Annotated in this window: 25 protein-coding genes and 1 pseudogene; 10 read left to right on the top strand and 16 right to left on the bottom strand. The window is 54.7% G+C overall.

Going from position 1 to position 21928, the window contains the following annotated elements; translation table 11 throughout:
• Positions 1-8 precede the first annotated feature (8 nt).
• A complete protein-coding gene (gene yjiA, locus DK872_RS16660) occupies positions 9-965 on the top strand; it encodes a GTPase (protein ID WP_007373010.1) in 957 nt (318 codons plus the stop codon).
• 87 nt (positions 966-1052) lie between these two features.
• On the opposite strand, the gene DK872_RS16655 is transcribed toward yjiA, so the two are convergent.
• From DK872_RS16655 to DK872_RS16645, 3 genes and pseudogenes are all read right to left on the bottom strand, one after another.
• Positions 1053-1358 (bottom strand): BrnA antitoxin family protein, encoded by a 306-nt coding sequence (locus DK872_RS16655; RefSeq protein WP_144136272.1) that lies wholly within the window; start codon positions 1356-1358, stop codon positions 1053-1055.
• A gap of 17 nt (positions 1359-1375) precedes the next feature.
• Positions 1376-1507: pseudogene (locus DK872_RS16650) on the bottom strand (BrnT family toxin); the annotation flags it as partial.
• Between the two features lie 126 nt (positions 1508-1633).
• A complete protein-coding gene (locus DK872_RS16645; RefSeq protein WP_007373007.1) occupies positions 1634-3004 on the bottom strand; it encodes an NAD-dependent succinate-semialdehyde dehydrogenase in 1371 nt (456 codons plus the stop codon).
• Between the two features lie 198 nt (positions 3005-3202).
• Here DK872_RS16645 and DK872_RS16640 point away from each other — a divergent pair, with 198 nt between their 5' ends.
• A complete protein-coding gene (locus tag DK872_RS16640) occupies positions 3203-3724 on the top strand; it encodes a VOC family protein (RefSeq protein WP_072440629.1) in 522 nt (173 codons plus the stop codon).
• Position 3725: 1 nt separating this feature from the next.
• On the opposite strand, the gene DK872_RS16635 is transcribed toward DK872_RS16640, so the two are convergent.
• Genes DK872_RS16635 through DK872_RS16625 form a run of 3 tightly spaced genes read right to left on the bottom strand, consistent with a single transcriptional unit; the run spans position 3726 to position 5997 of the window.
• Positions 3726-4829 (bottom strand): M20 peptidase aminoacylase family protein, encoded by a 1104-nt coding sequence (locus tag DK872_RS16635; protein ID WP_007373005.1) that lies wholly within the window; start codon positions 4827-4829, stop codon positions 3726-3728.
• A gap of 24 nt (positions 4830-4853) precedes the next feature.
• Positions 4854-5321, bottom strand: a complete 468-nt coding sequence (locus DK872_RS16630) for a YjiG family protein (RefSeq protein ID WP_007373004.1) — start codon at positions 5319-5321, stop codon at positions 4854-4856.
• Positions 5314-5997: a nucleoside recognition domain-containing protein gene (locus DK872_RS16625; protein WP_161518568.1), complete on the bottom strand. Its 684-nt coding sequence runs from the start codon at positions 5995-5997 to the stop codon at positions 5314-5316. Before DK872_RS16625 ends, DK872_RS16630 begins: the two co-directional genes overlap by 8 nt.
• 379 nt (positions 5998-6376) lie before the next feature.
• Here DK872_RS16625 and DK872_RS16620 point away from each other — a divergent pair, with 379 nt between their 5' ends.
• The 7 genes from DK872_RS16620 to DK872_RS16590 all read left to right on the top strand — a co-directional run bounded on the left by DK872_RS16620 (position 6377) and on the right by DK872_RS16590 (position 12346).
• Positions 6377-7273 carry a LysR substrate-binding domain-containing protein gene (locus tag DK872_RS16620; RefSeq protein ID WP_007373002.1) on the top strand — a complete coding sequence of 299 codons (897 nt, stop codon included), beginning with the start codon at positions 6377-6379 and terminating at the stop codon, positions 7271-7273.
• A gap of 44 nt (positions 7274-7317) precedes the next feature.
• The gene (locus DK872_RS16615) at positions 7318-8082 is read left to right on the top strand and encodes an AraC family transcriptional regulator (RefSeq protein WP_161518567.1); all 765 of its coding nucleotides are present in this window, start codon (positions 7318-7320) and stop codon (positions 8080-8082) included.
• Between the two features lie 49 nt (positions 8083-8131).
• The gene (locus DK872_RS16610; RefSeq protein WP_144136275.1) at positions 8132-8776 is read left to right on the top strand and encodes a LysE family translocator; all 645 of its coding nucleotides are present in this window, start codon (positions 8132-8134) and stop codon (positions 8774-8776) included.
• 40 nt (positions 8777-8816) lie between these two features.
• On the top strand, positions 8817-10097 hold the full coding sequence (locus DK872_RS16605) for a DUF445 domain-containing protein (protein WP_072440635.1): 1281 nt from the start codon (positions 8817-8819) through the stop codon (positions 10095-10097).
• 87 nt (positions 10098-10184) lie between these two features.
• Complete coding sequence (locus tag DK872_RS16600; protein ID WP_035886588.1) at positions 10185-11336, top strand: double-cubane-cluster-containing anaerobic reductase; 1152 nt, start codon at positions 10185-10187, stop codon at positions 11334-11336.
• Between the two features lie 9 nt (positions 11337-11345).
• The gene (gene yjiL / locus DK872_RS16595; protein WP_035886589.1) at positions 11346-12110 is read left to right on the top strand and encodes a putative 2-hydroxyacyl-CoA dehydratase activator YjiL; all 765 of its coding nucleotides are present in this window, start codon (positions 11346-11348) and stop codon (positions 12108-12110) included.
• Complete coding sequence (locus tag DK872_RS16590; protein ID WP_007372996.1) at positions 12110-12346, top strand: DUF3343 domain-containing protein; 237 nt, start codon at positions 12110-12112, stop codon at positions 12344-12346. The genes yjiL and DK872_RS16590 overlap by 1 nt, the downstream gene beginning before the upstream one ends.
• Positions 12347-12388: 42 nt before the next feature.
• On the opposite strand, the gene DK872_RS16585 is transcribed toward DK872_RS16590, so the two are convergent.
• From DK872_RS16585 to DK872_RS16545, 9 genes are all read right to left on the bottom strand, one after another.
• Positions 12389-13456 carry a DUF2955 domain-containing protein gene (locus tag DK872_RS16585; protein WP_007372995.1) on the bottom strand — a complete coding sequence of 356 codons (1068 nt, stop codon included), beginning with the start codon at positions 13454-13456 and terminating at the stop codon, positions 12389-12391.
• Complete coding sequence (locus DK872_RS16580) at positions 13446-14513, bottom strand: HlyD family secretion protein (protein ID WP_035943128.1); 1068 nt, start codon at positions 14511-14513, stop codon at positions 13446-13448. The genes DK872_RS16585 and DK872_RS16580 overlap by 11 nt, the downstream gene beginning before the upstream one ends.
• Before the next feature lie 4 nt (positions 14514-14517).
• A complete protein-coding gene (locus tag DK872_RS16575; RefSeq protein ID WP_007372993.1) occupies positions 14518-14985 on the bottom strand; it encodes a MarR family winged helix-turn-helix transcriptional regulator in 468 nt (155 codons plus the stop codon).
• 108 nt (positions 14986-15093) lie between these two features.
• Complete coding sequence (locus tag DK872_RS16570; protein WP_035886670.1) at positions 15094-15510, bottom strand: FosA family fosfomycin resistance glutathione transferase; 417 nt, start codon at positions 15508-15510, stop codon at positions 15094-15096.
• Positions 15511-15532: 22 nt separating this feature from the next.
• Positions 15533-16774, bottom strand: coding sequence for a type II toxin-antitoxin system HipA family toxin (locus tag DK872_RS16565; RefSeq protein WP_369878902.1), 1242 nt, complete (start codon positions 16772-16774; stop codon positions 15533-15535).
• On the bottom strand, positions 16771-17088 hold the full coding sequence (locus tag DK872_RS16560; protein WP_172825163.1) for a helix-turn-helix domain-containing protein: 318 nt from the start codon (positions 17086-17088) through the stop codon (positions 16771-16773). Before DK872_RS16560 ends, DK872_RS16565 begins: the two co-directional genes overlap by 4 nt.
• A 132-nt stretch (positions 17089-17220) precedes the next feature.
• Positions 17221-18270, bottom strand: coding sequence for a DUF1176 domain-containing protein (locus DK872_RS16555; protein WP_161518566.1), 1050 nt, complete (start codon positions 18268-18270; stop codon positions 17221-17223).
• A gap of 115 nt (positions 18271-18385) precedes the next feature.
• A complete protein-coding gene (locus tag DK872_RS16550) occupies positions 18386-18994 on the bottom strand; it encodes an ATP-dependent Clp protease proteolytic subunit (RefSeq protein ID WP_007372988.1) in 609 nt (202 codons plus the stop codon).
• A gap of 89 nt (positions 18995-19083) precedes the next feature.
• Entirely contained in the window at positions 19084-19248 is a 165-nt protein-coding gene (locus tag DK872_RS16545; RefSeq protein ID WP_071920170.1) for a DUF1127 domain-containing protein, read from the bottom strand.
• 176 nt (positions 19249-19424) lie between these two features.
• On the opposite strand from DK872_RS16545, the gene DK872_RS16540 reads away from it, so the two are divergent.
• On the top strand, positions 19425-20840 hold the full coding sequence (locus tag DK872_RS16540) for a PLP-dependent aminotransferase family protein (RefSeq protein WP_007372986.1): 1416 nt from the start codon (positions 19425-19427) through the stop codon (positions 20838-20840).
• Positions 20841-20923: 83 nt separating this feature from the next.
• On the opposite strand, the gene DK872_RS16535 is transcribed toward DK872_RS16540, so the two are convergent.
• Positions 20924-21616, bottom strand: coding sequence for a FliA/WhiG family RNA polymerase sigma factor (locus DK872_RS16535; protein WP_072440642.1), 693 nt, complete (start codon positions 21614-21616; stop codon positions 20924-20926).
• Positions 21617-21928 lie beyond the last annotated feature (312 nt).

Raw genomic sequence — 21928 nt, 5'->3', positions numbered from 1 at the left:
GAGATGTTATGACCCCAATTGCAGTCACACTGTTGACCGGTTTCCTCGGCGCAGGCAAAACCACCCTCTTACGCCATATCCTCAATGAACAGCACGGCTACAAAATCGCCGTCATCGAAAACGAATTCGGTGAAGTCTCCGTTGACGATCAATTAATTGGCGATCGCGCCACGCAAATCAAAACCCTGACTAACGGCTGTATCTGCTGTAGCCGCTCCAGTGAGCTGGAAGATGCGCTGTTGGATCTGCTCGACAGCCTCGATCGCGGCGATATCGCCTTTGACCGCCTGGTGATCGAGTGCACCGGCATGGCGGATCCAGGCCCGATCATTCAGACCTTTTTCGCCCATGAGACCCTCTGCCAGCGCTATCTGCTCGACGGGGTGATCGCGCTGGTCGATGCTGTCCACGCCGATGAACAAATGAACCAGTTTACGCTGGCGCAATCGCAGATTGGCTATGCCGACCGCATTCTGCTGAGCAAAACCGATGTTGCCGGCGAGAGCGAAAAACTGCGCGAACGCCTGCGCCGCATCAACGCCCGCGCGCCGATTTACACCGTTACTCACGGTGATATTGAGCTGGCGAACCTGTTTAATACCAACGGATTTATGCTGGAAGAGAACGTGGTCGCCGCGAAGCCGCGCTTCCACTTTATGGCCGACAAGCAGAACGACATTAGCTCGATTGTGGTAGAACTCGATTACCCGGTGGACATCAGCGAGGTGTCGCGCGTAATGGAGAGCCTGCTGCTGAGTTTTGCCGAAAAGTTATTGCGTTACAAAGGAATGCTGTGGATAGACGGCGAGCCAAACCGTCTGCTTTTCCAGGGCGTGCAGCGCCTCTACAGCGCCGACTGGGATCGCCCGTGGGGCGATGAAACCCCGCACAGCACGCTGGTGTTTATCGGCGTGCAACTGCCGGAAGACGAAATCCGCGAAGCCTTTGCAGGGTTAAAGAAATAGCCTGATGGGCGAAACGCCTTATCCGGCCAGGGATTTGCAGAGCAGAACGCAGGCCGGATAAGCGCAGCGCCATCCGGCAACTATCCGTTACTTCTTGTTCTGCAAATCGCGCATCATTGCCTCACGCAAAATGGCATTGAGCCGCGTCTGATACCCTTTCCCCGGTCGTTTTAACCACTCCATCACATCAGCATCAATACGCACTGATGCCTGCGTTTTTAACGGACGAAAAAACTTACCGCGCACAGCGCCAGCCCATAACACGTCATCTGTGGACGGAATATCGCTGTAATCAATCTCTCCGTCCGATTTATTTGCCAGCGCTTTTAATTCAGCTTCACGCTGCTTGTTGAGCGCTGGCAACTCACCCGATTTATGTTTAACCATGCTCATAACGATCCCTTTCTTTATTCGCCATTCTCGAACCGGTCCTGGATGGACAAATGGTAAGGATCCTCGAAAACCGATACGGCTTCTTCAAAGCGAATGCCATGCTTGCGTTGATTACTTCTTGCTTTAGTGACGTCCCATTCAAACTCCATGACATGCTTTTCTCATCCTTGAGTGTATATACAGAAAAGTATATACATTTTTGTATTTTGATCTGCTGTTTTTTTCATCATGGAATGTAAAGATTCCCCCTCCTCGCTGGAGGGGGAAAGGGAAAATTACTGCCGTACCACCACCAGTTTCTGGTTCACAAACTCTTTAATGCCTAAATCAGAGAGTTCGCGGCCAAAGCCGGAGCGCTTCACGCCGCCGAACGGCAATTCTGCGGCGGTATCGGTCAGCCAGTTGATCCACACCATTCCGGTTTCAATGCGCGAAGCCATCTGTTTCGCGCGCTTGATATTACGGCTGAAGATTGCCCCGCCGAGGCCATAGTGCGAATCATTAGCCAGTCGAACAGCTTCATCATCGTTATTCACCACATAAATTTGCGCCACCGGGCCAAAGAACTCTTCAAAGTAAGCCGGGTTATCGCGCGTAATATGGGTCAAAATGGTTGGTTCAAAGAAGTTGCCTTCGCTTTTGGCAGGTTTACCACCGAAATGCAGTTTCGCCCCTTTTTGTACCGCCTCGCTCACCTGCTGGCTTAGCGTATCCAGCGCCTCTTTCGACGAAAGCGGGCCAAGCGTGGTGCTTTCATCCAGTGGATCGCCCAGCTTCACCTGGCCGAAAGCGTCCGTGAATTTGCGCAGGAATTGATCGGCAATATCCTGATGAATAATAAAGCGTTTAGCTGCCGTACAAACCTGGCCCGCATTCGCCAAGCGCGCCTGCACGCCGGTTTCCACCGCCTTATCCAGATCGGCGTCATCCAGCACAATAAACACGTCATTCCCGCCCAGTTCCAGCGTCGATTTTTTGATGTGCTTCGCCGCCTGCGCCGCTACCGCGCTACCGGCTTTTTCCGAACCAGTCAGCGCCGCGCCCTGCACGCGCGGATCGGCAATAATGGCCGATACCTGATCGGAAGAGATAAACAGATTGGTCCACGCCCCTTCCGGTGCGCCCGCTTCCCGCACCAGATGGGCAAAAGCTTCGGCGCACTGCGGCACGATGCTGGCATGTTTACAGAGAACCGGGTTACCGGCGGCGAAGTTTGGCGCCAGTACGCGCATCAACTGGTAATAGGGGAAGTTCCACGGCTCCACGGCCATGATCACGCCAATCGGATGGTGCTCAACCCACGCTTCGCCGAGTTCAGACGGGTATTTCACCGGTGCCAGGAAGGTTTTCGCGTTATCGGCATAGTAGCGGGCGATCTGCGCACAGAGCTGTACTTCGCTGCGGCTTTGCGCAATCAGTTTCCCCATCTCACGGCTGGCGATTTTTGCCAGCGCTTCCTGCTGGTTATCAATCAGATCGGCCAGTTTGTGCAACACCGTAAGCCGCTGATCAATATCCCCCTTCGACCACGAAGAGTGATACAGCGCATCCGCTTTTGTCAGTGCCACTTCAATCTCGGCATCATTGTGGTTCGCGTACTCTTTAATGAGCTGATTGTTAAAAGGATTCACTGTTTTATAAGCCATATTACATGTCTCCTGGTATCGTCATTCATTAAGTTTTAAACGCTGGCACAAGTCTTAAGACTAGTTGATACATGATATCTTGTAAGAATAAACAGGATAAAGATAAGTAAAGATAATGATTAACCGGCAGGTTATAGCGTTGATTTTGGCAGACGTACGTTGCGCTATGCTTATGCGATGAACATCACAGGAGGCAGCATGCAGCAGACCGTTCGCGGGATCGATCATATTGGTATTACCGTTCCGGATATCGAAGAGGCCACGCAATTTCTCACCCAGGGGCTAGGTGCCGAACTGATTTATCAGTCCGTTTCGCCGGAAGATAACGATCTTGATAACGATGCGCAGCAGAAGACGTTAGGCCTGGTGCCGGGTACGGTGGTGAAAGCGGTGAGGATGTTGAAACTCGCGCATGGCCCCGGCATTGAGCTGTTTGAAATGCAGGGACCATCACAGCGGGAAGCGCAGCGGGCCAATGATTTTGGCCTGCAGCACTTTGCGGTTTACAGCGACGATATTGAACGCGCGTTACAGCGTTTTCGCGCGGCGGGCGGCGAAGTGTTTACCGCGCCGCAGCCGCTGAGTTTTGCCACCGAAAAAGGCGAGGGTAATGTGTTTTGCTACGGCCGCACGCCGTGGGGCAGCATCGTCGAGTTTATCTCCCGGCCCTCGCCGATGCCCTATGAGCGTGAAACGCCACTGCGCCGCTGGAAGCCCTGACTCAGCCCAGCACATCCTGCACACAGGCTTTAAACACTTTCACGCCGAGCGCTAATGCTTCGCGGTCAAAGTGCATTTCCGGGTGATGCAGCCCCGGCGTCAGGTTGGCGCCCAGCCCCCAGAAACCGCCTTTCACCTGCGGGCGCAGACGCAGGTAGTGGAAGAAGTCTTCACTGCCTGGCGTTGATTTCGGTTCGGTCAACCCGGCATCGCCAAACACGCTACGAATTGCGCGGGAAACCACTTCCGTTGCCTCATCATGAATAATGGCGGCAGGCATCTCTTTCAGGATGCGGATCTCCGCGCGTGCGCCATACGCCGCGGCGCTGCTCTCAATGGCGCGCAGCACCTGTTGCTTGAGTGTATCCATGGATTCGTTCTGCGCCGCACGCAAATCCCAGCACACCTGCGCTTTATCGGGAATCGAGTTTGTTACTCCGGCATCGCAGAGAAAACGCGTGGCTTTCGCGCTCCAGGTCAGCGACGGCGCAAGGTGAATGCCATTCACAGCCTGTACCGCGTGCGCCGCGGCATCCAGCGCGTTCACCCCTAAATGCGGGCGCGCGGCGTGGGCCGCTTTACCGTGGAACATCACTTCAACAGTGGCAGATGCCGAGTAGTACATCGCCGGAACAGCCTGCCCCATCGGGCACTCTTCCAGCGGGCGCAGGTGGAAGCCGAGCAGCATATCGACATCTTCCAGCACGCCAGCCTCGGTGAGGGCGATCGCTCCGGTGCCCAGTTCTTCAGCTGGCTGGAAGATAAACTTCAGCTTGCCCTTTTTCACCACCCCTTCCGCCATCACTTCCTGGGCGGTGGTCAGCACCACGGAAGAGTGACCATCGTGGCCGCAGGTGTGGCGCGCGACATGCTCGCCATTGATGATATGTCCCAGCGCGTCCATATCGGCGCGCAACGCCAGTACCGGGCCGGGTTTACCGCTGTCCAGCACGGCCACGATGCCGGTGGTGTTATTCACCTGGCGCGTGACCTGGTAGCCCGCCGCCTCCAGTACGCCTGCGATGTAGGCAGAGGTTTTGTACTCTTCGAATCCCAGCTCCGGGATCTGATGCAGGTAATTAAAGTGTTCTAATGTGCGTGACACGTCTTACTCCTTGGTATTCTTTACTCAGGCAATAGCGCGCATGATCAGCATAGAAATAATCGCGTTAAGAATGCTGACGGCCATCAGTAACGGCCAGTACTTCTTCGGGACATCGGCCACACCCAGCAGGCGGCCCATATACTGTAGCTGTGAACCCATTAAAAAGATGGCCGGGGCGAGAATGGTGATCTGCCCGACATCAAGCTGACCTTTACTCAGCAGGCTGATAGCAACGCCGGTTCCAGCGGAAGAGGAGAGCCAGGCGGTGAGCAGCACGGTCACGGCTTCGCCCGGCAGGCCGAACACGCCCATCAGCGGTGCGAAGAGATGACCAATAATCTGCATCACGCCCAGTAAGTTGAGCATTTCAGCAATCACATAGGCCATTACGACATTCGGCATCAGGTTATTAATGGCGATATTAAAACCTTTACGTGCGCCGATAACGAAAATATCAAACGGGTTGCCGGAGACTTTGGCGGTATTATTCATGGTCGAAATCTCTCTTATAGACAGTATTTAATGTCAGGCGAACCACGGCGGCGCCAACGAATTTCAGGACAAACATTAAGACCAGCGGAATAATGATCGGAATGGTTAATGAGGCAAACATCGCCGATCCAATCGAGAAGTAATTATTAATTAATCCGGCACCGGAATATTGCCACGCGCCCATAATTACCACGTCCTTACGGGCAATTTTTCCGCTGTCATACAGTTCTTTGGTGAGCGCCGCACCGGCATCGGTACTTTGCAGGTCGGTGATCAACGCCAACCCGGTGTAGCCCGGAATACCCAGCAGCGGTTTCAGCAGCGGCGTCAGTAATTTGTGCGCCGCGCGAATAGCACCATAGTGGGTGAATATCTCCAGCAGCCCCAGCGCCAGCATAACCGTTGGCACCAGCGACAGCGCAAACAAGAAACCCGCTTTGGCGCTGATGCCGCCGCTGCCGATAAAGGTGCTGGTTTCCGGCGACTTCATGGTGCCAAAACTACCGCCCAGCGTGGTGAAGTCGAAGGCGCCCAGCCACGCCATACCGTCCACTTTAAAAAAGAAACCGGAAAAAACCAGCAGCACAATGATCAAGGAGATCCAGGCACCCGGCCCCACTTTCCACTCGTTTGCTTCTTCGTTTGTCGGTTGCTCCAGCGTTTTAGATTCGCTCATAACATCTCTCTTTAAATATAAATTAGATGACCATGTTGTATGAATAAGCAGGATCCGTGCCTGAATAACAAAATGCTAAAATAAATAACTGGCATTGCATTTTTTAACGCAATAAAAAACCTTCCCGAAAAATACCGGGAATAAAAAGCAAAGTTAGCGAAAATTTATTTAATTAAGCCCTGACACTGCCCTAATAAAATAACCTCTCACCGTTTTCGGGCACCGTTTTGGTGCAATTCTATCGGCGTTGTTTTTCATTTCCTCCCGGCAGAATAAATTAAGCATTAATTTGATTATCTCTATTAAACCGGCATGATAAATGCCTGCAAATGAATGTTATTGTTGCTTTCAGGTCAACAGTCGAGCGAGGAAACGGCGCATGTTTCAGGACAAACCGGTCGGTTATCTGTATGAAGTGGGCATCCAGGGTGGCATTCGCCGCGCGGCGGATATCCTCGGAGTTAACCCGTCGGTTATCAGCCGTCAGATAGCCCAACTGGAACGCGCGCTCCAGCTACCGTTGCTGGAGCGGCGTGGACGAAACGTGGTGCTGACGGAAGCTGGTCGCCTGCTGGCCGAAGACTATTTCGCCAGCCGCCAGCGGCGGGAGAAGCTGGAAAGCCAGCTAAAAGATCTGCGCCATATGCGCGGCGGCACGATTTCGGTCCGCATTGGCGGCGGGCTGATCACCGCCTTTATCGAAGGCGTGATGCGTGAATTCGCCAAATCTTATCCGCAAGTGTTTGTCGATATCGTGGTGGGCAGCATGCAGGAGATGCTCAACGATATTGTCAGCGGCGAAGCCGATATGGCGCTGGCATTCGGCCCGATCGGTACGCCAGAGCTCAAACGCCACAGCTTCCAGTGGGGGCCGATTTGCGCGGTCGTGTCGCCGCAGCATCCAATCGCCGGGCGCAGCAGTATCACCATTGAAGAGCTGGCGGAGTACCCGCTGATCGCGCTGACGGAAAACTTTGGCCTGCAACGCCATATGAATGCGATGTTTAAAAGCCAGGGGTTGCAGTTTCACCCGGCGTACCGCTGCAACCAGTTTTCCACCGCCATGGGCATGAGCCAGGCCGGGCTGGGTATTTCGTTTATGACCGCTTATGCCGCCGCCGATCCTATTCGCCAGGGCTCGCTGGTTGCCGTGCCGCTCGATCATCCGATTGCCAGCAGCGCGCAGTGCCATCTGCTGCGTAGCTCCGACCGCCGCTTTACCCCGGCGGCCCACCATATGTGGCAGCTACTGCGCAATGCGTTTAGCGACAAATAACAACCTGTGATATACCTGAAATCACATCACTCACCAGGGCAGCTATGTCGATCATCCGCGATATTCAACAAACGTTCCGCCGTCTGCCCGGCGTCGAGTTGCGCAGCACCTGGCGCAGCCAGCAGGCTTATAAACGCCACAGCCATCCGCAACTGTCGATTGGCGCGATACTCGATGGACAAACCCGCTGCGTCTGCCATCAGCAAGAATACCTGCTACAGGCGGGCGATCTGATGGTTATTCCGGCCTTAACGCCGCACAGCTGTAATCCGCTTGCCGGGCAACCACGCAGCTACCATATGCTGTATCTGGCGCAGGAAGTCCGCCCTCAGCCCGCATTGCAGGTGATCCGCAACCCACGGCTTTTCCACCAGTATCTGCAAATTGTGGCGCTTATTGAGCATGAGAAAGCGCGGGAGTTACCGGCGGCCATCGCTCATCTGCTGAATGCGCTGCCCGCCAACGGCAATCATCCTTCCGCGCTGCGTCCACTGAGCCAGCAATTGCAGGCCGCGTTAACCGATAACCTGCAATCGCCTCCGACGCTGGATGCGCTGGCGTACGGCTTTTCGCTGCGCAAAGAGACGCTGATCCGCGCTTTTAAGCAGGACACCGGCCTGACGCCCGGCAGCTTTCTGAATATCGCCCGCGTGGAGTTTGCCAAAAGCCGCCTGCGCGCCGGGGAAACGCTGGCCGACGTCAGTTACCAGAGCGGTTTTGCCGATCAGAGCCACTTTCACCGTACCTTTGTGAACTACACCGCCGCCACACCGCGCCAGTACGCCCGATCAATATCCGACAATAAATAGCGCTCCCTCTGCGCTACGGTGGCCTCTGTTTTTTCCTGTTGAGGTCACTATGGAATCGCTATTTCCCTCTGCTTTTCCCGCACTGGCGCTGGCGCATTTTGTTGCGCTGCTTAGCCCAGGTCCAGATTTCTTCCTGCTGATCGGCTTTGCCATTCGTTACCGCCTGCGCGGCAGCGCCGGGTTATGCGTCGGCATCGCCACCGGCAATGCACTCTATATTGTGCTGGTGATTATGGGTGCCAGCGCCCTGCGTCAATTCGCGCCGCTGTTCACCGCCATCGAACTGCTCGGTGCGCTCTATTTGCTGTGGATTGGCACCCATTTGCTGCGTAGCCGCCCGCAAACGCTGGCCATCACACACACGCAGCAGCAGCGCCCGTCGTTGCGAAAACAGTGCCTGCTCGGGCTCGGTTCCGCTTTGCTGAACCCGAAAAATGCGCTGTTTTATCTTGCGCTGATGACCGCACTGCTGGGGCCGGAGGTGACGCTGCTTCAGCAATCGGCAAGCGGCATCTGGATGGTGCTGGTGGTGCTGTTGTGGGATCTGGCGCTGGTCACGCTGATTGGCCTGCCCGCCGTGCAACAACGCCTGAGCCGCAGCATCTGCTGGATAGAACGCAGCGCTGGCGCAGTACTGATTGTGTTTGGGGTGTGGATCCTTGCTGGATTACTGCGGGATCTGCTTGCGATTTAACCTTTTGCATGAATCTGTCGTTGGGTTATATGCTTAAGTCATGGAAAAATTAGCCGAACTTAAGCGCGCCAAGCGTCTGGCGCTCTCGCTGTTGCTGGTTGCAGCCGCAACGTTTATCACTACGCTGTTCCTGCCGCCAGGGTTCTGGGTGAGCGGGATCAAAGCCATTGCTGAAGCGGCAATGGTAGGCGCGCTGGCGGACTGGTTTGCCGTGGTGGCGCTGTTTCATCGCGTACCGTTGCCGTTCATTTCCCGCCATACGGCGATCATCCCGCGCAATAAAGATCGAATCGGCGACAACCTTGGCCAGTTCGTGCAGGAGAAGTTTCTCGATACGCAGTCGCTGGTGGCACTGATCCAGCGCCACCAACCAGCGCAGATGATCGGCGTCTGGTTTAGCCAGCCGGAAAACGCGCAGCGCGTCGGCCAGCATCTGTTGCAGGTCATGAGCGGTTTTCTGGAAATGGCCGATGACTCCCGCATTCAGCGCCTGCTGCGCCGCGCGGTGCATAAAGCTATCGATAAAGTCGATCTGACCGAAACCAGCGCCATCATGCTGGAGAGCCTGACGCGCAACAATCGCCACCAGAAGCTGCTCGATACCTTAATCGCCCAGCTTATCGCCCTCCTGCAGCGGCAGAGCACCCGCACCTTTATTGCCCGCCAGGTTGTGCACTGGCTGGAGACCGATCACCCGATGAAAGCAAAGCTGCTGCCAACGGAATGGCTCGGCGAGCAGAGCGCGGATCTGGTCTCCGAGGCGGTGAATTCTCTGCTGGATGATATTAACGAAGACCGCGCGCATCAGATCCGCCAGGCTTTTGATCGCGCAACCATCAAGCTGATCGCCAATCTGAAAACCGATCCGGAAATCGCCGAGCGCGCAGACAACCTCAAAGAATATCTGAAGAATGACGAAGCCTTTAATCGCTATGTCGGCGAGATGTGGGCGGATCTGCGCGGCTGGATGAAAGCGGATATGCAGTCCACTGATTCGCGCATGAAAAAGCGCATCAGCGATGCCGGGCTGTGGTTCGGCGAAACACTGCTGGCAGACGGCGCGCTGCGCGCCTCGCTGAATGAGCATCTGGAGCAGGCGGCATATCGCGTCGCGCCTGATTTTGCCGCTTTTTTAACGCGCCATATCAGCGACACGGTAAAAAGCTGGGACGCGCGGGACATGTCGCGCCAGGTGGAACTGAACATTGGCAAGGATCTGCAATTTATCCGCATCAACGGCACGCTGGTCGGCGGCTGCATTGGCCTGATCCTTTATCTGCTGTCACAGTTGCCCACGCTGCTGCACTTTTCTCCTTTTTGAGCCGTCGCGATCAACAAAACCACATATTTATCGCGGCTATAATGCGGCATCTTTTTATCATCTCCCGTGTCACGGGGAAGGAAAATCATGTCGCTTATCACCGCACTCCCGGATGTTTTCGAGCAATTCTCCGCCGCCCGCCAGAAAGGCTTTCTCACCGTGATGGATCTGAAAGAACAGGGCATTCCGCTGGTCGGCACCTACTGCACGTTTATGCCGCAAGAGATCGCCATGGCGGCCGGAGCGGTGGTGGTTTCGCTCTGTTCCACCAACGATGAAACCATCGAAGAAGCCGAAAAAGATCTGCCGCGCAACCTCTGCCCGTTAATCAAAAGCAGCTATGGCTTCGGTAAAACCGACAAATGTCCCTACTTCTACTTTTCCGATCTGGTAGTCGGCGAAACCACCTGCGACGGCAAGAAAAAAATGTACGAGTACATGGCCGAATTTAAAGCCGTACACGTGATGCAGCTGCCGAACAGCGCTGCGGATGCGGCCTCCCGCGCGCTATGGAAAGCGGAAATTTTGCGGTTACAGCAGGTTATCGAACAACGTTTTGGTCAGCCAATTAGCGAGGCCGCGCTGCGCGAGGCCATCGCGCTGAAAAACCGCGAACGCCAGGCGCTGGCGAACTTCTATCGCGTCGGGCAGCTTAATCCTCCTGCGCTTAGCGGCGTCGATATTTTGAAAGTGGTCTACGGCGCGACCTTCCGCTTCGATAAAGAGGCACTGATTAGCGAACTGAACGCGATGGCTGAACAGGTCAGAGCGGACTGGCAGGCCGGAAAACGCCTCGATGCCCGCCCGCGCATTTTGATCACCGGCTGCCCGATTGGCGGCGCGGCGGAAAAAGTGGTGCGCGCCATTGAAGAGAACGGCGGCTGGGTGGTTGGTTACGAAAACTGCACCGGAGCGAAAGCGACCGAACGCTGCGTTGACGAGAGCGGCGATGTCTATGATGCATTGACCGACAAATACCTGGCGATTGGCTGCTCATGCATCTCCCCCAACGACGAACGGCTGAAGCTACTCAGCCAGATGGTGGACGAGTACCAGGCCGATGGCGTGATCGATGTGATTTTGCAGGCCTGCCACACTTATGCGGTCGAATCGCTGGCGATCAAACGTCACGTACGCCAGCAGCACAACATTCCTTATATGGCGATTGAGACGGATTACTCGACATCCGACATCGGGCAGCTCAGCACCCGCGTCGCCGCGTTTATTGAGATGCTGTAAGGAGCTGTTGTGGCACTGACCATAGGCATTGATTCCGGCTCGACCACCACGAAAGGCATTCTGCTGGAGGACGACAGCATTGTGCGGCGCTTTCTCTGCCCGACCTCGTTTCGCCCTGCTGATTCGATTATCGAGGCCTGGGAAACATTGCGTGCCGGTGTGGCGGAAAAACCTTTTTTGACGCTCACCGGTTACGGTCGGCAATTGGTGGATTTCGCCGATAAGCAGGTCACCGAAATCTCCTGTCACGGCCTCGGCGCGCGGTTGCTGCGATCGGATACCCGCACCGTTATCGATATCGGTGGCCAGGACAGCAAAGTAATCGCCCTCGATGAGAACGGAAATCTCACCGATTTTCTGATGAATGATAAATGCGCCGCCGGTACTGGCCGTTTTCTGGACGTTATCTCGCGTACGCTGGGCACCCAGGTGGAGCAACTGGATGCCATTACCGATGGCGTGGAGCCGCATCCACTCACCAGCATGTGTACGGTGTTTGCCGAATCGGAAGTGATCAGCCTGCGCTCGGCGGGCATCGCGCCGGAAGCGATCCTCGCCGGGGTAATCAACGCCATGGCACGGCGCAGCGCGCATTTTGTCGCGCGTCTCTCCACGCAAGGCCCGCTGCTGTTTACCGGCGGCGTCAGCCACTGCGCCAGCTTCCGCCGCATGCTGGCCGGGCACCTGAACAGCGAGGTGTTTACCCATGATGATGCGCAGTATGCGGGCGCGCTCGGCGCCGCGCTGATAGGTCAGCGGCAGGGAAAACGGTGATGAACGAATATCTGCTGCTGTTTCACAATACGCCCGGCGTGCTGCAAACCCGCAAAGCGATGCAGGCCGCAGGCATGACATTTCGGGTGCAGGATATTCCCCGCCAGTTACGCGGCGGATGTGGGTTGTGCATCCGTTTTCACTGCCAGCCCGGCGAGGAAAATCAGTGGATCATCCCCGGCGTGACGCAGGCGGTTTATCGCTGCGAAGGCGAGAGTTTCACGCCGGTGGTGTAATTCGCCGGGTGTCGGCTTTGCCTTATCCGGCAAATCCCGGCCTTACTGCTCCTCAATCACAAACCGTGTTGCTTCGAAACGGTTCAAAATAAGGTGCACCAGCCAGACCATGGTTAAGGTCGCCACCAGCGACACGGTGACGGACACGATGCGGTAGAGATCGCTGAACACCAGGTCCGTATCCGGATGGAGGTTTTGACCAAACATAATGCCAATGGTGGTGACGCTGGCGAACCCCACGCCTGCGCCGACTTTTTCCATCACATGCAACCGGGCGCTGAACGCCAGACCCAGCCCAATCAGCGGCATCATCAGCAGCATATGGCTACTGTGGTTATAAAGGATCAGTTGGACCAGCAGAATATAGAGGCAGGAGATCACCACGCCCACCACGCGCCACAGCGAACTGAGCACCGAACCGCGATAATGCATCGGGAACAGGATCAAGATGCCCGCCATCAGCGCCGACAGCGAATCGCTTAAGTCGCTGATCTGAAAAACAACAAAAATGATTGTCGCCACGGTGCCGGAAAGCAGCGATTCATGGCGCACGCGGGCAGCGTTTTTCTCAATCAACGGCGGACGCGTGCGCGGTTCCACATCCGGGATCAGGTAATTCATTAGCGCACTCAGCGCCACCGCCATCACGCTGGCTTCAATATTGGAAAACAGCAGCGTGTGCCAGTCGCTGGTGGGATAACTCATAAAGTTGAGCATCGTGCTCTGGCACACCACGCCCGCCGAACCGAACAGAAACAGCGCGCCTTTGCTCATAAAGCGAAAACGCATCACGTACAGCCCGAAAACCACCAGCGTCATAATCACCGGCCAGCGCGACAGATAGCCGATGATGAACACCATTTCGATGCAATTCAGCACCGCGCTAAAGATAAATTGCTTTGCGACGTGGCGGTTAAACACCGGTACCAGCGATAACAACATGACCGGATAGACCACGTAAAACACGCCATATTGCGTGTTGTAAAAACTCGACACGCTCAGGGCGATCATCCCGGCGAAGACAATACGCAGCGTCTGCCGAAAATCATTCGGCGTATAAACGATATTGCCATGGGGCGTAAATACGCGCGCCAGTGTGTTAATAGACATAGTGCAGCAAACTTACCAGGCGGATTTGCAGGCCGGAGAAGAAGCGGGCAAAGACCCCTTCACTGTTGTAGAGCTGCACCGTTGCGCGCGCGCCGGTCGGCAACGGCTTCGGCAATGGCTCATCGAGTGCGACGTGGATCCGCATCCGCTGCGCATCACGCACCCAACGGTTCGACGTTTCCGGCGCGGAAAGCTCGCCATTTACCGCTTCCTGACCCGCCAGAATCCCCGCGTCGTTGCTGGTCACATGCGCTTTAAACACGTGCCCCGGCAGAGCATCGAAAACCACTGCGGCATCGGTTCCGGTATGGGTATGACGCAAGCTCTTCTCGCGGAAATCCGCCACGATATCGGTTTTATCATGCACCAGCGCCAGCGAAGCGCTACCGGCAGCGGCGTAAAAACCGGGGCTTAATTGCAGGTTACTGACGGTACCATCAACTTCCGCGCGCACCTGCGTCCAGCCGAGGTTCAGCTGCGCCTGCTGTAGCGCGTTGCGATATTTTTGTAGCGTCACGTTGCGCGCGTCATCGCGGTCGCCGCGCTCAATGGTTAACGCATTGATGCTGGCATTGATGTTATTTACCGACTGCACGCTGGTCTGCCAGGTGGTGCGGGCTTTATCCAGATCGGACTGCGAAACATTGTGCATCGCGCCGAGATTCTGGTAGCGCTCAAAGGTGACGCGATCGTTTTGCGCGGTGATCTGCGCGGTCTTCAGGCTGGCCTGCGTAGCAACGATTTGCGCATCCAGTTGCTGGTTGCTGAGGCGCGCCTGTTCCAGCGCAATTTCCGCCGCTTCGACCTGGTTTTTAAACGGCGTCGGATCCAGTTCAAACAGCAGATCGCCTTTTTTTACCTGGCTATTGTTCTGCACGTGAACCTTTGCGACATAGCCGGAAACGCGCGCGGAAACCGGCGTCACTACGCGCATGACAGTAGAGTCCGGCGTCAGCGGGATCCAGATATCGGCAACGATAAAATAGACAAACATCAGCAGGAAAGAGGCAATACTCACCCTTACCCAGCGGGCAAATTTTTGTTCTGGCGTCATCATTTTCTTATTCGGTTTTATTGTCTTCTTCGCGCATCACGCGCAAGTTACAGGCGATTTGATTCAGGGTGTCGCTAAAAGCGTGCATCTGCGCTGGCGGGATATTTTCCGCCGCCCGCTCCTGGCACGCTTCAATCACCCGCGTGATCTTCTCCAGCAGGCGTTGGCCCTCAGCGGTGAGCGTCAGCAGACGAATGCGTTTGTCGTACGGCGATGTCGTACGCACAATCAGCCCCTGATTTTCCAGCTGCGTCAGGGTGCGCATCAGCGGCGGTAATTCAATGCCGTGCACTTCCGCCAGTTCGCTGACCGAAACGTTGTCCCCCAACTGGCGCAACTGCATCAGTACCGTCCAGCTCGCCTGGGTGATACCGGTATCGCTCAGCGCGTGATCGATGGTGGCGCGCCACTGACGCACCACCATCGCCATACGCATTCCCAGCGGTCGGCGGGCAAACAGCTCATCTTCGGTCATAGGAGTTCCCCTGATTCACAGGCAGGGAAAGATAATGGTTATCAAGGTAAGTATCAAGAAACGGGAGAGCGAACAGCATGGATTGTGAAAAGCAGGCACCGAACGGCTTCAGTCAAAAAATACCATTCCCTTGTAAGGTTTCTCGCGGCAGGCCGCCAGCCGCTGGGCAAGGTTACCGACGTGCGCTTCGAGTTTGTGCCCGTCCGGATCGAGGAAATACCAGGAGTCGCCTTCACTTTTGTTGGCTTTCCAGCTTACAACGCCAGACTGTTCGAGGCGCGCAACAAAACCGGTGAAATCGCTTTCGCTAATGCTAAAGGCGTAATGGGTGTAATCGCTGCGCTGCGGCGGAACATATTCACGCTGCGCATCCACCGACAAACACAGCCACAGTTCGCCGCAGGTAAGGTAAGCGCCGTTGTCCCAGCGCGCATGCAGTTTCAGCCCGAGCAGCTGATGGTAAAAATCGACGCTGCGGGCAAGATCGCTGACTGCGAGTGTTAAATGGTTGGGACCCTGCAACATGGTCTGTTTCCCCCGAAAACGTTCAAACATTAAATGCCGGAGCCATTCTTTCCTGCTCAGCACGTGAAATATTCATAGATTCAGCGATCTCACGCCATTTGCGGACGCTGGATGTGACCTCTTCCATCACTTCTTTGGCTTGCGCGAACGTGAGCCGGAAAAAATCAATCACCGACATTGCCAGTTCATAATCCAGTTGATTATCGACATCACTGATATTCAGATGTAACCCCTGCGCATCCGGCACAGGATTGATATCGTAAGCGGGAGAAAGAATCCAGCCACCATTCTGGAAAATAAAGCCATGATTTCGTAGATGATCGTCATTATTCGACACTGCAATATTAAAAACGATTCGTCGCCACAGTTGAGACAAGTCCTCGCGGCTGCGCGAGCCACGTTCAGTCAGGAACTGCGCCAGTTCAAGGTATGAAGCTTCGTAATCGCCATCGTAATAACCGAGTTGCGTCATGGCGGATGTAAAATGCAGCCGGGTATCAGGCGTGCGATCAAAGCGTTTCGTTAAAAAGGTATGATGCTCACGCTCAAAGCGTTCGATGCGACATTCCGCCATTTCGATTCCCGCATTCCGTGCCAGTTGTGAAGTTAAAAACTCCCACGCTGCAATATCATAGTCATCATAACGACTGGGGAATTTTGCAATCCACAGTTGGTTTTTCTCATCACGTACGCTGGCTTTAGGCCGCGCGCCGCCTAAAGATGAACCTGGCGACATCAACATATTGAGCCATTGCAGGTATTCAGCATCGTCACGATCGTCATTACTTTCGATTTGCTTCGCTGCCCACGCTAACTCTCTCAGCGAGGCCATCGGCGGTGCGGCGAGCCGGTCGTTATCATCGAGGAAGGGACCCGTAAGAGCACGTTTAAAACGTAGAGCCCCCTGACGGTGAAAATCATGCACTCCCAATAAGAAATCAATTTCTCCCAGCAACCTGGGACGACGCGCTTCCTGCCGGGCAAGAATCGCCTCCCGCCTTTTCATCAATACCCGCCCCCAGCGATCCGGGCATGAATCAAGAAACACTCTAAAGTTTCGCGATACAGCGCTATGTTGTTCACCGGAATAAAGCTCAAGATCGGGATCGACTTTCTGCACGAAGGGCGAAAGCAGCCACGCATCATCATAGCGAAAACTAAAATGCTCGCTATTACGTACCACTTCCGAACGCAGTGTGCCAACCAGCCCTGGCTCTGCAAAGTCCTGCCAGTCTGCAAAAACAAAAACGTCTGTCGCCATCAATATGCTTCTCCTTTCTTCCTTAAAAGTTCAATATCCTGCAACTTGCGCCCCAACTCATCATCCTTTGCCACATCAAGAAAATCTTCGACCAGTCCAAGAACAGCAAGCACGGCCACATAGTGCCCAAGTGACACGCCAGGATCGCCCTGTTGGATTTTGCGGATAGTTATGCGGCTTAACCCCGTGCGTTCAGAGAGCATGGTTTGGGTGAGTTTTCTGCGCTTGCAGGCAAGCGTGATGTTTTCACCTAACTGCCGGAGAATCTTTTGGTTACGGGGAAAGACAACCGCACTACGTTTTTCAGCTGATGGCATGGAAACTATACTTACCGTAATCATGAATTTTGGTAAGTATAGTATCCAATAAATGATCAGGGGAGAATAAATAATGAACACTACACTTACCAAAAAGCGTGATTTTGATAAGTGCAGTGTCCATATATCTACTTACTGCGCCTCTTTCACCTCGGTGACGAACTCTGGCAGATCCCAGGTGCCGCCCGCGCGGATATAACGGCACATGCCGGTGGTGGATTCGCTGCTTTTACGGAAGGTTTCTCCGTCCCACACCCACTCGGCAGAGGCCCAGCAATCACCGATACCGCGACCGCGCTGCCCCAGCGAGATGATGCCGTCGGCATAATCGGACGCCGAGTTGGTGATAAATTGCGGGTTGCCTTTCAAGGCCTTATCCAGCACCCAGTAGCCGTAACCTTCGTTGTACGCACCGCGCCAGCAAAGGGCGGAGATCAGGACATGCTTACGGTCGAGCGGCGTTAGCGTAACGTCATTGTCGCCATCAATGACCGGTTCTTCCGGTGATGCAAGACCTTCACACTCATTATTGCCAGGGAGCGCCGCCAGCAGACGCGGCTTCAGCGTGTTGACTTCGGCTACGGTCAGCGCGCGGTCTTCGCCGCTTTCTACTTTTGCCGCCTGAATGACCGGCGCAGCCACTGCGGGCGTCACCGTGCTTTCGGCTTTATCGCCTTTTTGACTGAGCGCGCCCGGCGTGCCGACCCGTCCCTGCACATCATCAAATTTCAGCAGCACGGCATACGCGCCATCGCCGGAGAGCACAAAGGGTTTTGCTGCGCCTTTGAATTCCACTTTGCCGCTGCCTTTCACTGCGTCAATCAGGCTGTGCTCCTGCGCGTCCGATAAGCGCCAGGTGTCATTATCTTCAGTGGCGATTTCGCCCTGTGACTTACCGTCGATCCACAGCGAGAGCGCCGCCTGCGGCGCGGTTTCATCCGCGTCCATCTCGGCCAGCACCACATCCACGGTAACCGGCGTGTCCGGCCCGGCTTTACGGGTGATCAGTACCGATCCGCTGGCTTCCTCTTCCGCGCTGTAACCCGCTGCGCGGCAGGTAAGCGTGTTGTCGCACACCACTTCCCAGTCTTTATGATCAAACGAGATGCCCGACTGCTCCGCCAGCGCGGGCGCACTCAGCGTCGCTGCCATCACCAGCGCCGCCCTGATACCACTGTTCATGCCATCACTCCGTAATGAGAAATGCCGACAGTGTGCAGAAATTATCGATTGGGGAGAAGTCTATTTTGGCGGGATAAAGCGAAATGAGGCGAGAAACATTTCCCGCCCCAATAGATCAATCGAGGTTAAGGTCGCTGTAGGATTTCACCACACGGGAAACGATGCCGTAATCGATCGCCTCTTTGATGTTCATCCAGTAGTTACGATCGGTATCCTGCTTCACTTTTTCGACCGGCTGACCGGTTGCATCGGCGATCAGCTGGTTAACGCGTTCCAGCATGCGAATGATCTCTTTGGCTTCAATCTCAATATCGCTCGCCTGACCACGCACGCCGCCCAGCGGCTGATGGATCATAAAACGGGTGTTCGGCAGCGCGTAGCGGTGCTCTTTTTTCGCCGCAAGGAAGATGGTGATCCCGGCGCTGGCCACCCAGCCGGTGCCGATAATGTGCACTTCCGGAGTGATGAACTTAATCATGTCGTGAATGGTATCGGCCGCTTCGACGTGACCGCCCTGGCTGTTGAGATAGATCTTGATCGGCGCGTCGCTGATGCCCTGCAACAGCAGAAGCTGGGTGACCACTTTCTCGGTCAGCGCCTGGTTGATCTCGCCAGAGATAATGATGGAGCGGGCATCCAGCAGCTTTTGCTGCATCAGTTGTGAAGCGTTGCCGCCCTTCTCTTCTTTTTTATCGTCTTCATCGTTGCTGTTAATAAAGTGCATCTGTTCTCTCCCCTTCAGGTTATGAGCTAAGCATAGCCCAACGCTGAAGAGGCGGAAATAACAAGATGTTATCTCCGCATTTTCTATCATTAACCCAGCTCTTCACGACGCAACCCGAGGTCTTTAAGCTGCTCGTCGCTTAAGGCGCGCAAAATCTTGCGCGTTTGCCAGCGTAAGCGCAGAGCCTGAAACTTGCGCCAGAGAAAAATAAACCCGCTAAAAGGGCCTTTGTGTCGATTTTCAAAAAATTCCATCGGTGCTCTCCTCGCCTGAACAGAGCCCCATTTTCTCCGTAATCCCGCCTTGCAATACAGATTCAGAAAATACTTTTCTTTAACATACAGATCGCTTAAAACAGCATCTGAACGGCATTATTTCCGCGAATCTGTACTGGTTTTTAAATCTGTATGGCAAAGAAAAGGAATACAGCATGACCCGCTACCAACATCTGGCTACCCTGCTGGCCGGGCGTATTGAACAAGGTTTATATCGCCATGGCGAGAAGTTGCCCTCGGTGCGCAGCCTCAGCCAGGAGCATGGCGTCAGTATCAGTACCGTACAGCAGGCTTATCAGGTGCTGGAAAATCTGCAGCTAATTACCCCGCAGCCGCGTTCCGGCTATTTTGTCGCGCCAAGCAAAGCGAAGCCACCCGTCCCGGCGATGTCGCGCCCGGTTCAGCGCCCGGTGGATGTTACGCAGTGGGACGAAGTGCTGACTCTGCTGGAAGGCCGCGAAGACAAAACACTCGCCACCTTCGGCGGCGGCGCGCCGGATATCACCCAACCGACACTTAAACCGCTGTGGCGGGAAATGCAGCGCGTGGTGCAACATCAAATCCAGGACGTGCTGCGTTACGATACGTTGCCTGGCCGCCGCGAATTACGCGAGCAGATCGCCCGCCTGATGCTGGATGGTGGTGCGGCCATCACCGCTGATGAAATCGTGATCGCCAGCGGTTGCCACCCCGCGCTGTCGCTAGCGCTGCTGGCCGTCTGCCAGCCGGGCGATATTATCGCTGTTGAATCGCCTTCCTATTACGGCACCATGCAATTGCTGCGCGGGCTGGATATTAAAGCCATTGAAATTCCGACCGATCCGGAAACCGGCATCAGCATCGAAGCGCTGGAATTAGCGCTGGAACAGTGGCCGATTAAAGGCGTGATTCTGGTACCGAACTGTAATAACCCGCTCGGTTTTATCATGCCGGAAGCGCGCAAAAAGGCGGTACTGGCGCTGGCGCAACGTCACGACATTGTGATTTTTGAAGATGATATTTATGGCGAGCTGGCGGCAGTTTACCCGCGCCCTTGCACCATCAAATCGCTGGATATCGATGGCCGCGTGCTGCTGTGCAGCTCCTTCACCAAAACCGTAGCGCCGGGTTTGCGGGTGGGCTGGATTGCGCCAGGACGTTATCTCGACCGGGTATTGCACAAAAAATATGCTGCTATCGGCACCAACACGCCCGGCCCACAACTGGCGATGGCGGCGTTTATCCGCGATGGTCACTATCACCGCCATGTGCGCCGCATGCGTCAGATTTACCAGCAGCATCTGGAAACGTACACCTGCTGGGTGCGCCAGTATTTTCCCTGCGGGATCTGCGTGACGCGCCCGCAGGGCGGCTATCTGCTGTGGATCGAACTGCCGGAAACTGTGGATATGGTTTGCGTTTCCCGCATGCTTTGCCGTCTGAAAATCCAGATTGCGCCCGGTTCGCTGTTCTCCGCTTCCGGCAAGTACCGAAACTGCCTGCGGCTGAACTGCGCCTTGCCGCTCACCGATGCAAACCGTGAAGTGATCAAACAGTTAGGAGAAGCGATTCACACCGCGCTGGAGGAGTGAGGAATTTTGGCAAAAAAAATGCCCCAAAACGTACGGAGCGAGCTCCGACCGGGGCGTAAAGGTGGATGATAAAAAGTAATATGTTACTGCGCTAAAAAGCGCTGAATCTTCTGGCTTATCGCCTTGTTAAGCTGGCAAACCCGAGCTTCCGTCAGGCCAAGGAGCTGGGCTATCTCTTTCTGGCTCATTTCATGCTGGTAGTAGAGCGCAAAAATCTTCTGCTCGCGCCCGTCGAGGCTTGCTATCGCGCCGCGTAATGTCCGGCTGAGCACCTCTTCATCTTCCAGCTGGCGGCTATCCAGCGCGGCCGGAGTCGCTTCACTGGCAGGCAGTGCATCAAGGCTCTCCACTTCGCTGGCCGTGTCGAGCAGACGATACTGTTGATACTCTTCTGCACTTAAGGCAAAGCGCGCATTCAGTTCGCCAAACCCTGGTGTATGGCCCAGCTCGCGCTCCATTTCACGAATAGCATCGTTGAGTTTGTGCGTCTTTTGCCGCAGACGACGAGGACGCCAGTCCTGTTGACGTAATTCATCCAGTACGGCGCCACGAATACGCTGCGCAGCATAACCTGAAAAGTGCGTATCCGGATGCCCATAACGTCGCAAAGAGGAAAGCAATCCCATCAGGGCAACTTGCTGCATATCGTCTTTGCCCATGACGCTATTTCGCTGCCAGGCCAATTGTTTGACCACTTTATTCACCAGCGGCAAGTAAGTGCTGATATAGCGCGCTTCATCACGCGGCGTCAGGTTTTCTGAAATTGTCAAACTCATTGTTTATGCTAGAAAATGTTATGTAAGTTTTATTTGAACATGTCTTCTAAAATATAAAATGGCAAAATAAACACGGTGAAATAAGAATAAATTGCATATGCCAGCAACGTAATGAAATACATCTTAATAATGACACCCGCTGAACTGGTAATTAAAACAATACACCAGCATCTTTATTTTTAATTACCCGAAAAACGACAATTTCTGATTTTGAATATTTCAGAATGGTAAAAGATACTCAATATATTCCGGCGTTGATTATCTGCGTTAATTAATAACAATTGTTCAACATCAATATGAATGAAAAATAAC

Source organism: Kosakonia sp. MH5, from assembly GCF_009935945.1.
GTDB classification, from domain to species: Bacteria; Pseudomonadota; Gammaproteobacteria; order Enterobacterales; family Enterobacteriaceae; genus Kosakonia; species Kosakonia radicincitans.
This window is presented reverse-complemented; position numbering and strand designations above follow the sequence as displayed.

Coding starts and splice junctions, on each gene's coding strand:
- yjiA (WP_007373010.1), top strand. CDS start 9: ATGACCCCAATTGCAGTCACACTGTTGACCGGTTTCCTCGGCGCAGGC.
- DK872_RS16655 (WP_144136272.1), bottom strand. CDS start 1,358: ATGAGCATGGTTAAACATAAATCGGGTGAGTTGCCAGCGCTCAACAAG.
- DK872_RS16645 (WP_007373007.1), bottom strand. CDS start 3,004: ATGGCTTATAAAACAGTGAATCCTTTTAACAATCAGCTCATTAAAGAG.
- DK872_RS16640 (WP_072440629.1), top strand. CDS start 3,203: ATGCAGCAGACCGTTCGCGGGATCGATCATATTGGTATTACCGTTCCG.
- DK872_RS16630 (WP_007373004.1), bottom strand. CDS start 5,321: ATGAATAATACCGCCAAAGTCTCCGGCAACCCGTTTGATATTTTCGTT.
- DK872_RS16625 (WP_161518568.1), bottom strand. CDS start 5,997: ATGAGCGAATCTAAAACGCTGGAGCAACCGACAAACGAAGAAGCAAAC.
- DK872_RS16620 (WP_007373002.1), top strand. CDS start 6,377: ATGTTTCAGGACAAACCGGTCGGTTATCTGTATGAAGTGGGCATCCAG.
- DK872_RS16615 (WP_161518567.1), top strand. CDS start 7,318: ATGTCGATCATCCGCGATATTCAACAAACGTTCCGCCGTCTGCCCGGC.
- DK872_RS16610 (WP_144136275.1), top strand. CDS start 8,132: ATGGAATCGCTATTTCCCTCTGCTTTTCCCGCACTGGCGCTGGCGCAT.
- DK872_RS16605 (WP_072440635.1), top strand. CDS start 8,817: ATGGAAAAATTAGCCGAACTTAAGCGCGCCAAGCGTCTGGCGCTCTCG.
- DK872_RS16600 (WP_035886588.1), top strand. CDS start 10,185: ATGTCGCTTATCACCGCACTCCCGGATGTTTTCGAGCAATTCTCCGCC.
- DK872_RS16590 (WP_007372996.1), top strand. CDS start 12,110: ATGAACGAATATCTGCTGCTGTTTCACAATACGCCCGGCGTGCTGCAA.
- DK872_RS16585 (WP_007372995.1), bottom strand. CDS start 13,456: ATGTCTATTAACACACTGGCGCGCGTATTTACGCCCCATGGCAATATC.
- DK872_RS16580 (WP_035943128.1), bottom strand. CDS start 14,513: ATGATGACGCCAGAACAAAAATTTGCCCGCTGGGTAAGGGTGAGTATT.
- DK872_RS16575 (WP_007372993.1), bottom strand. CDS start 14,985: ATGACCGAAGATGAGCTGTTTGCCCGCCGACCGCTGGGAATGCGTATG.
- DK872_RS16570 (WP_035886670.1), bottom strand. CDS start 15,510: ATGTTGCAGGGTCCCAACCATTTAACACTCGCAGTCAGCGATCTTGCC.
- DK872_RS16560 (WP_172825163.1), bottom strand. CDS start 17,088: ATGCCATCAGCTGAAAAACGTAGTGCGGTTGTCTTTCCCCGTAACCAA.
- DK872_RS16555 (WP_161518566.1), bottom strand. CDS start 18,270: ATGAACAGTGGTATCAGGGCGGCGCTGGTGATGGCAGCGACGCTGAGT.
- DK872_RS16550 (WP_007372988.1), bottom strand. CDS start 18,994: ATGCACTTTATTAACAGCAACGATGAAGACGATAAAAAAGAAGAGAAG.
- DK872_RS16545 (WP_071920170.1), bottom strand. CDS start 19,248: ATGGAATTTTTTGAAAATCGACACAAAGGCCCTTTTAGCGGGTTTATT.
- DK872_RS16540 (WP_007372986.1), top strand. CDS start 19,425: ATGACCCGCTACCAACATCTGGCTACCCTGCTGGCCGGGCGTATTGAA.
- DK872_RS16535 (WP_072440642.1), bottom strand. CDS start 21,616: ATGAGTTTGACAATTTCAGAAAACCTGACGCCGCGTGATGAAGCGCGC.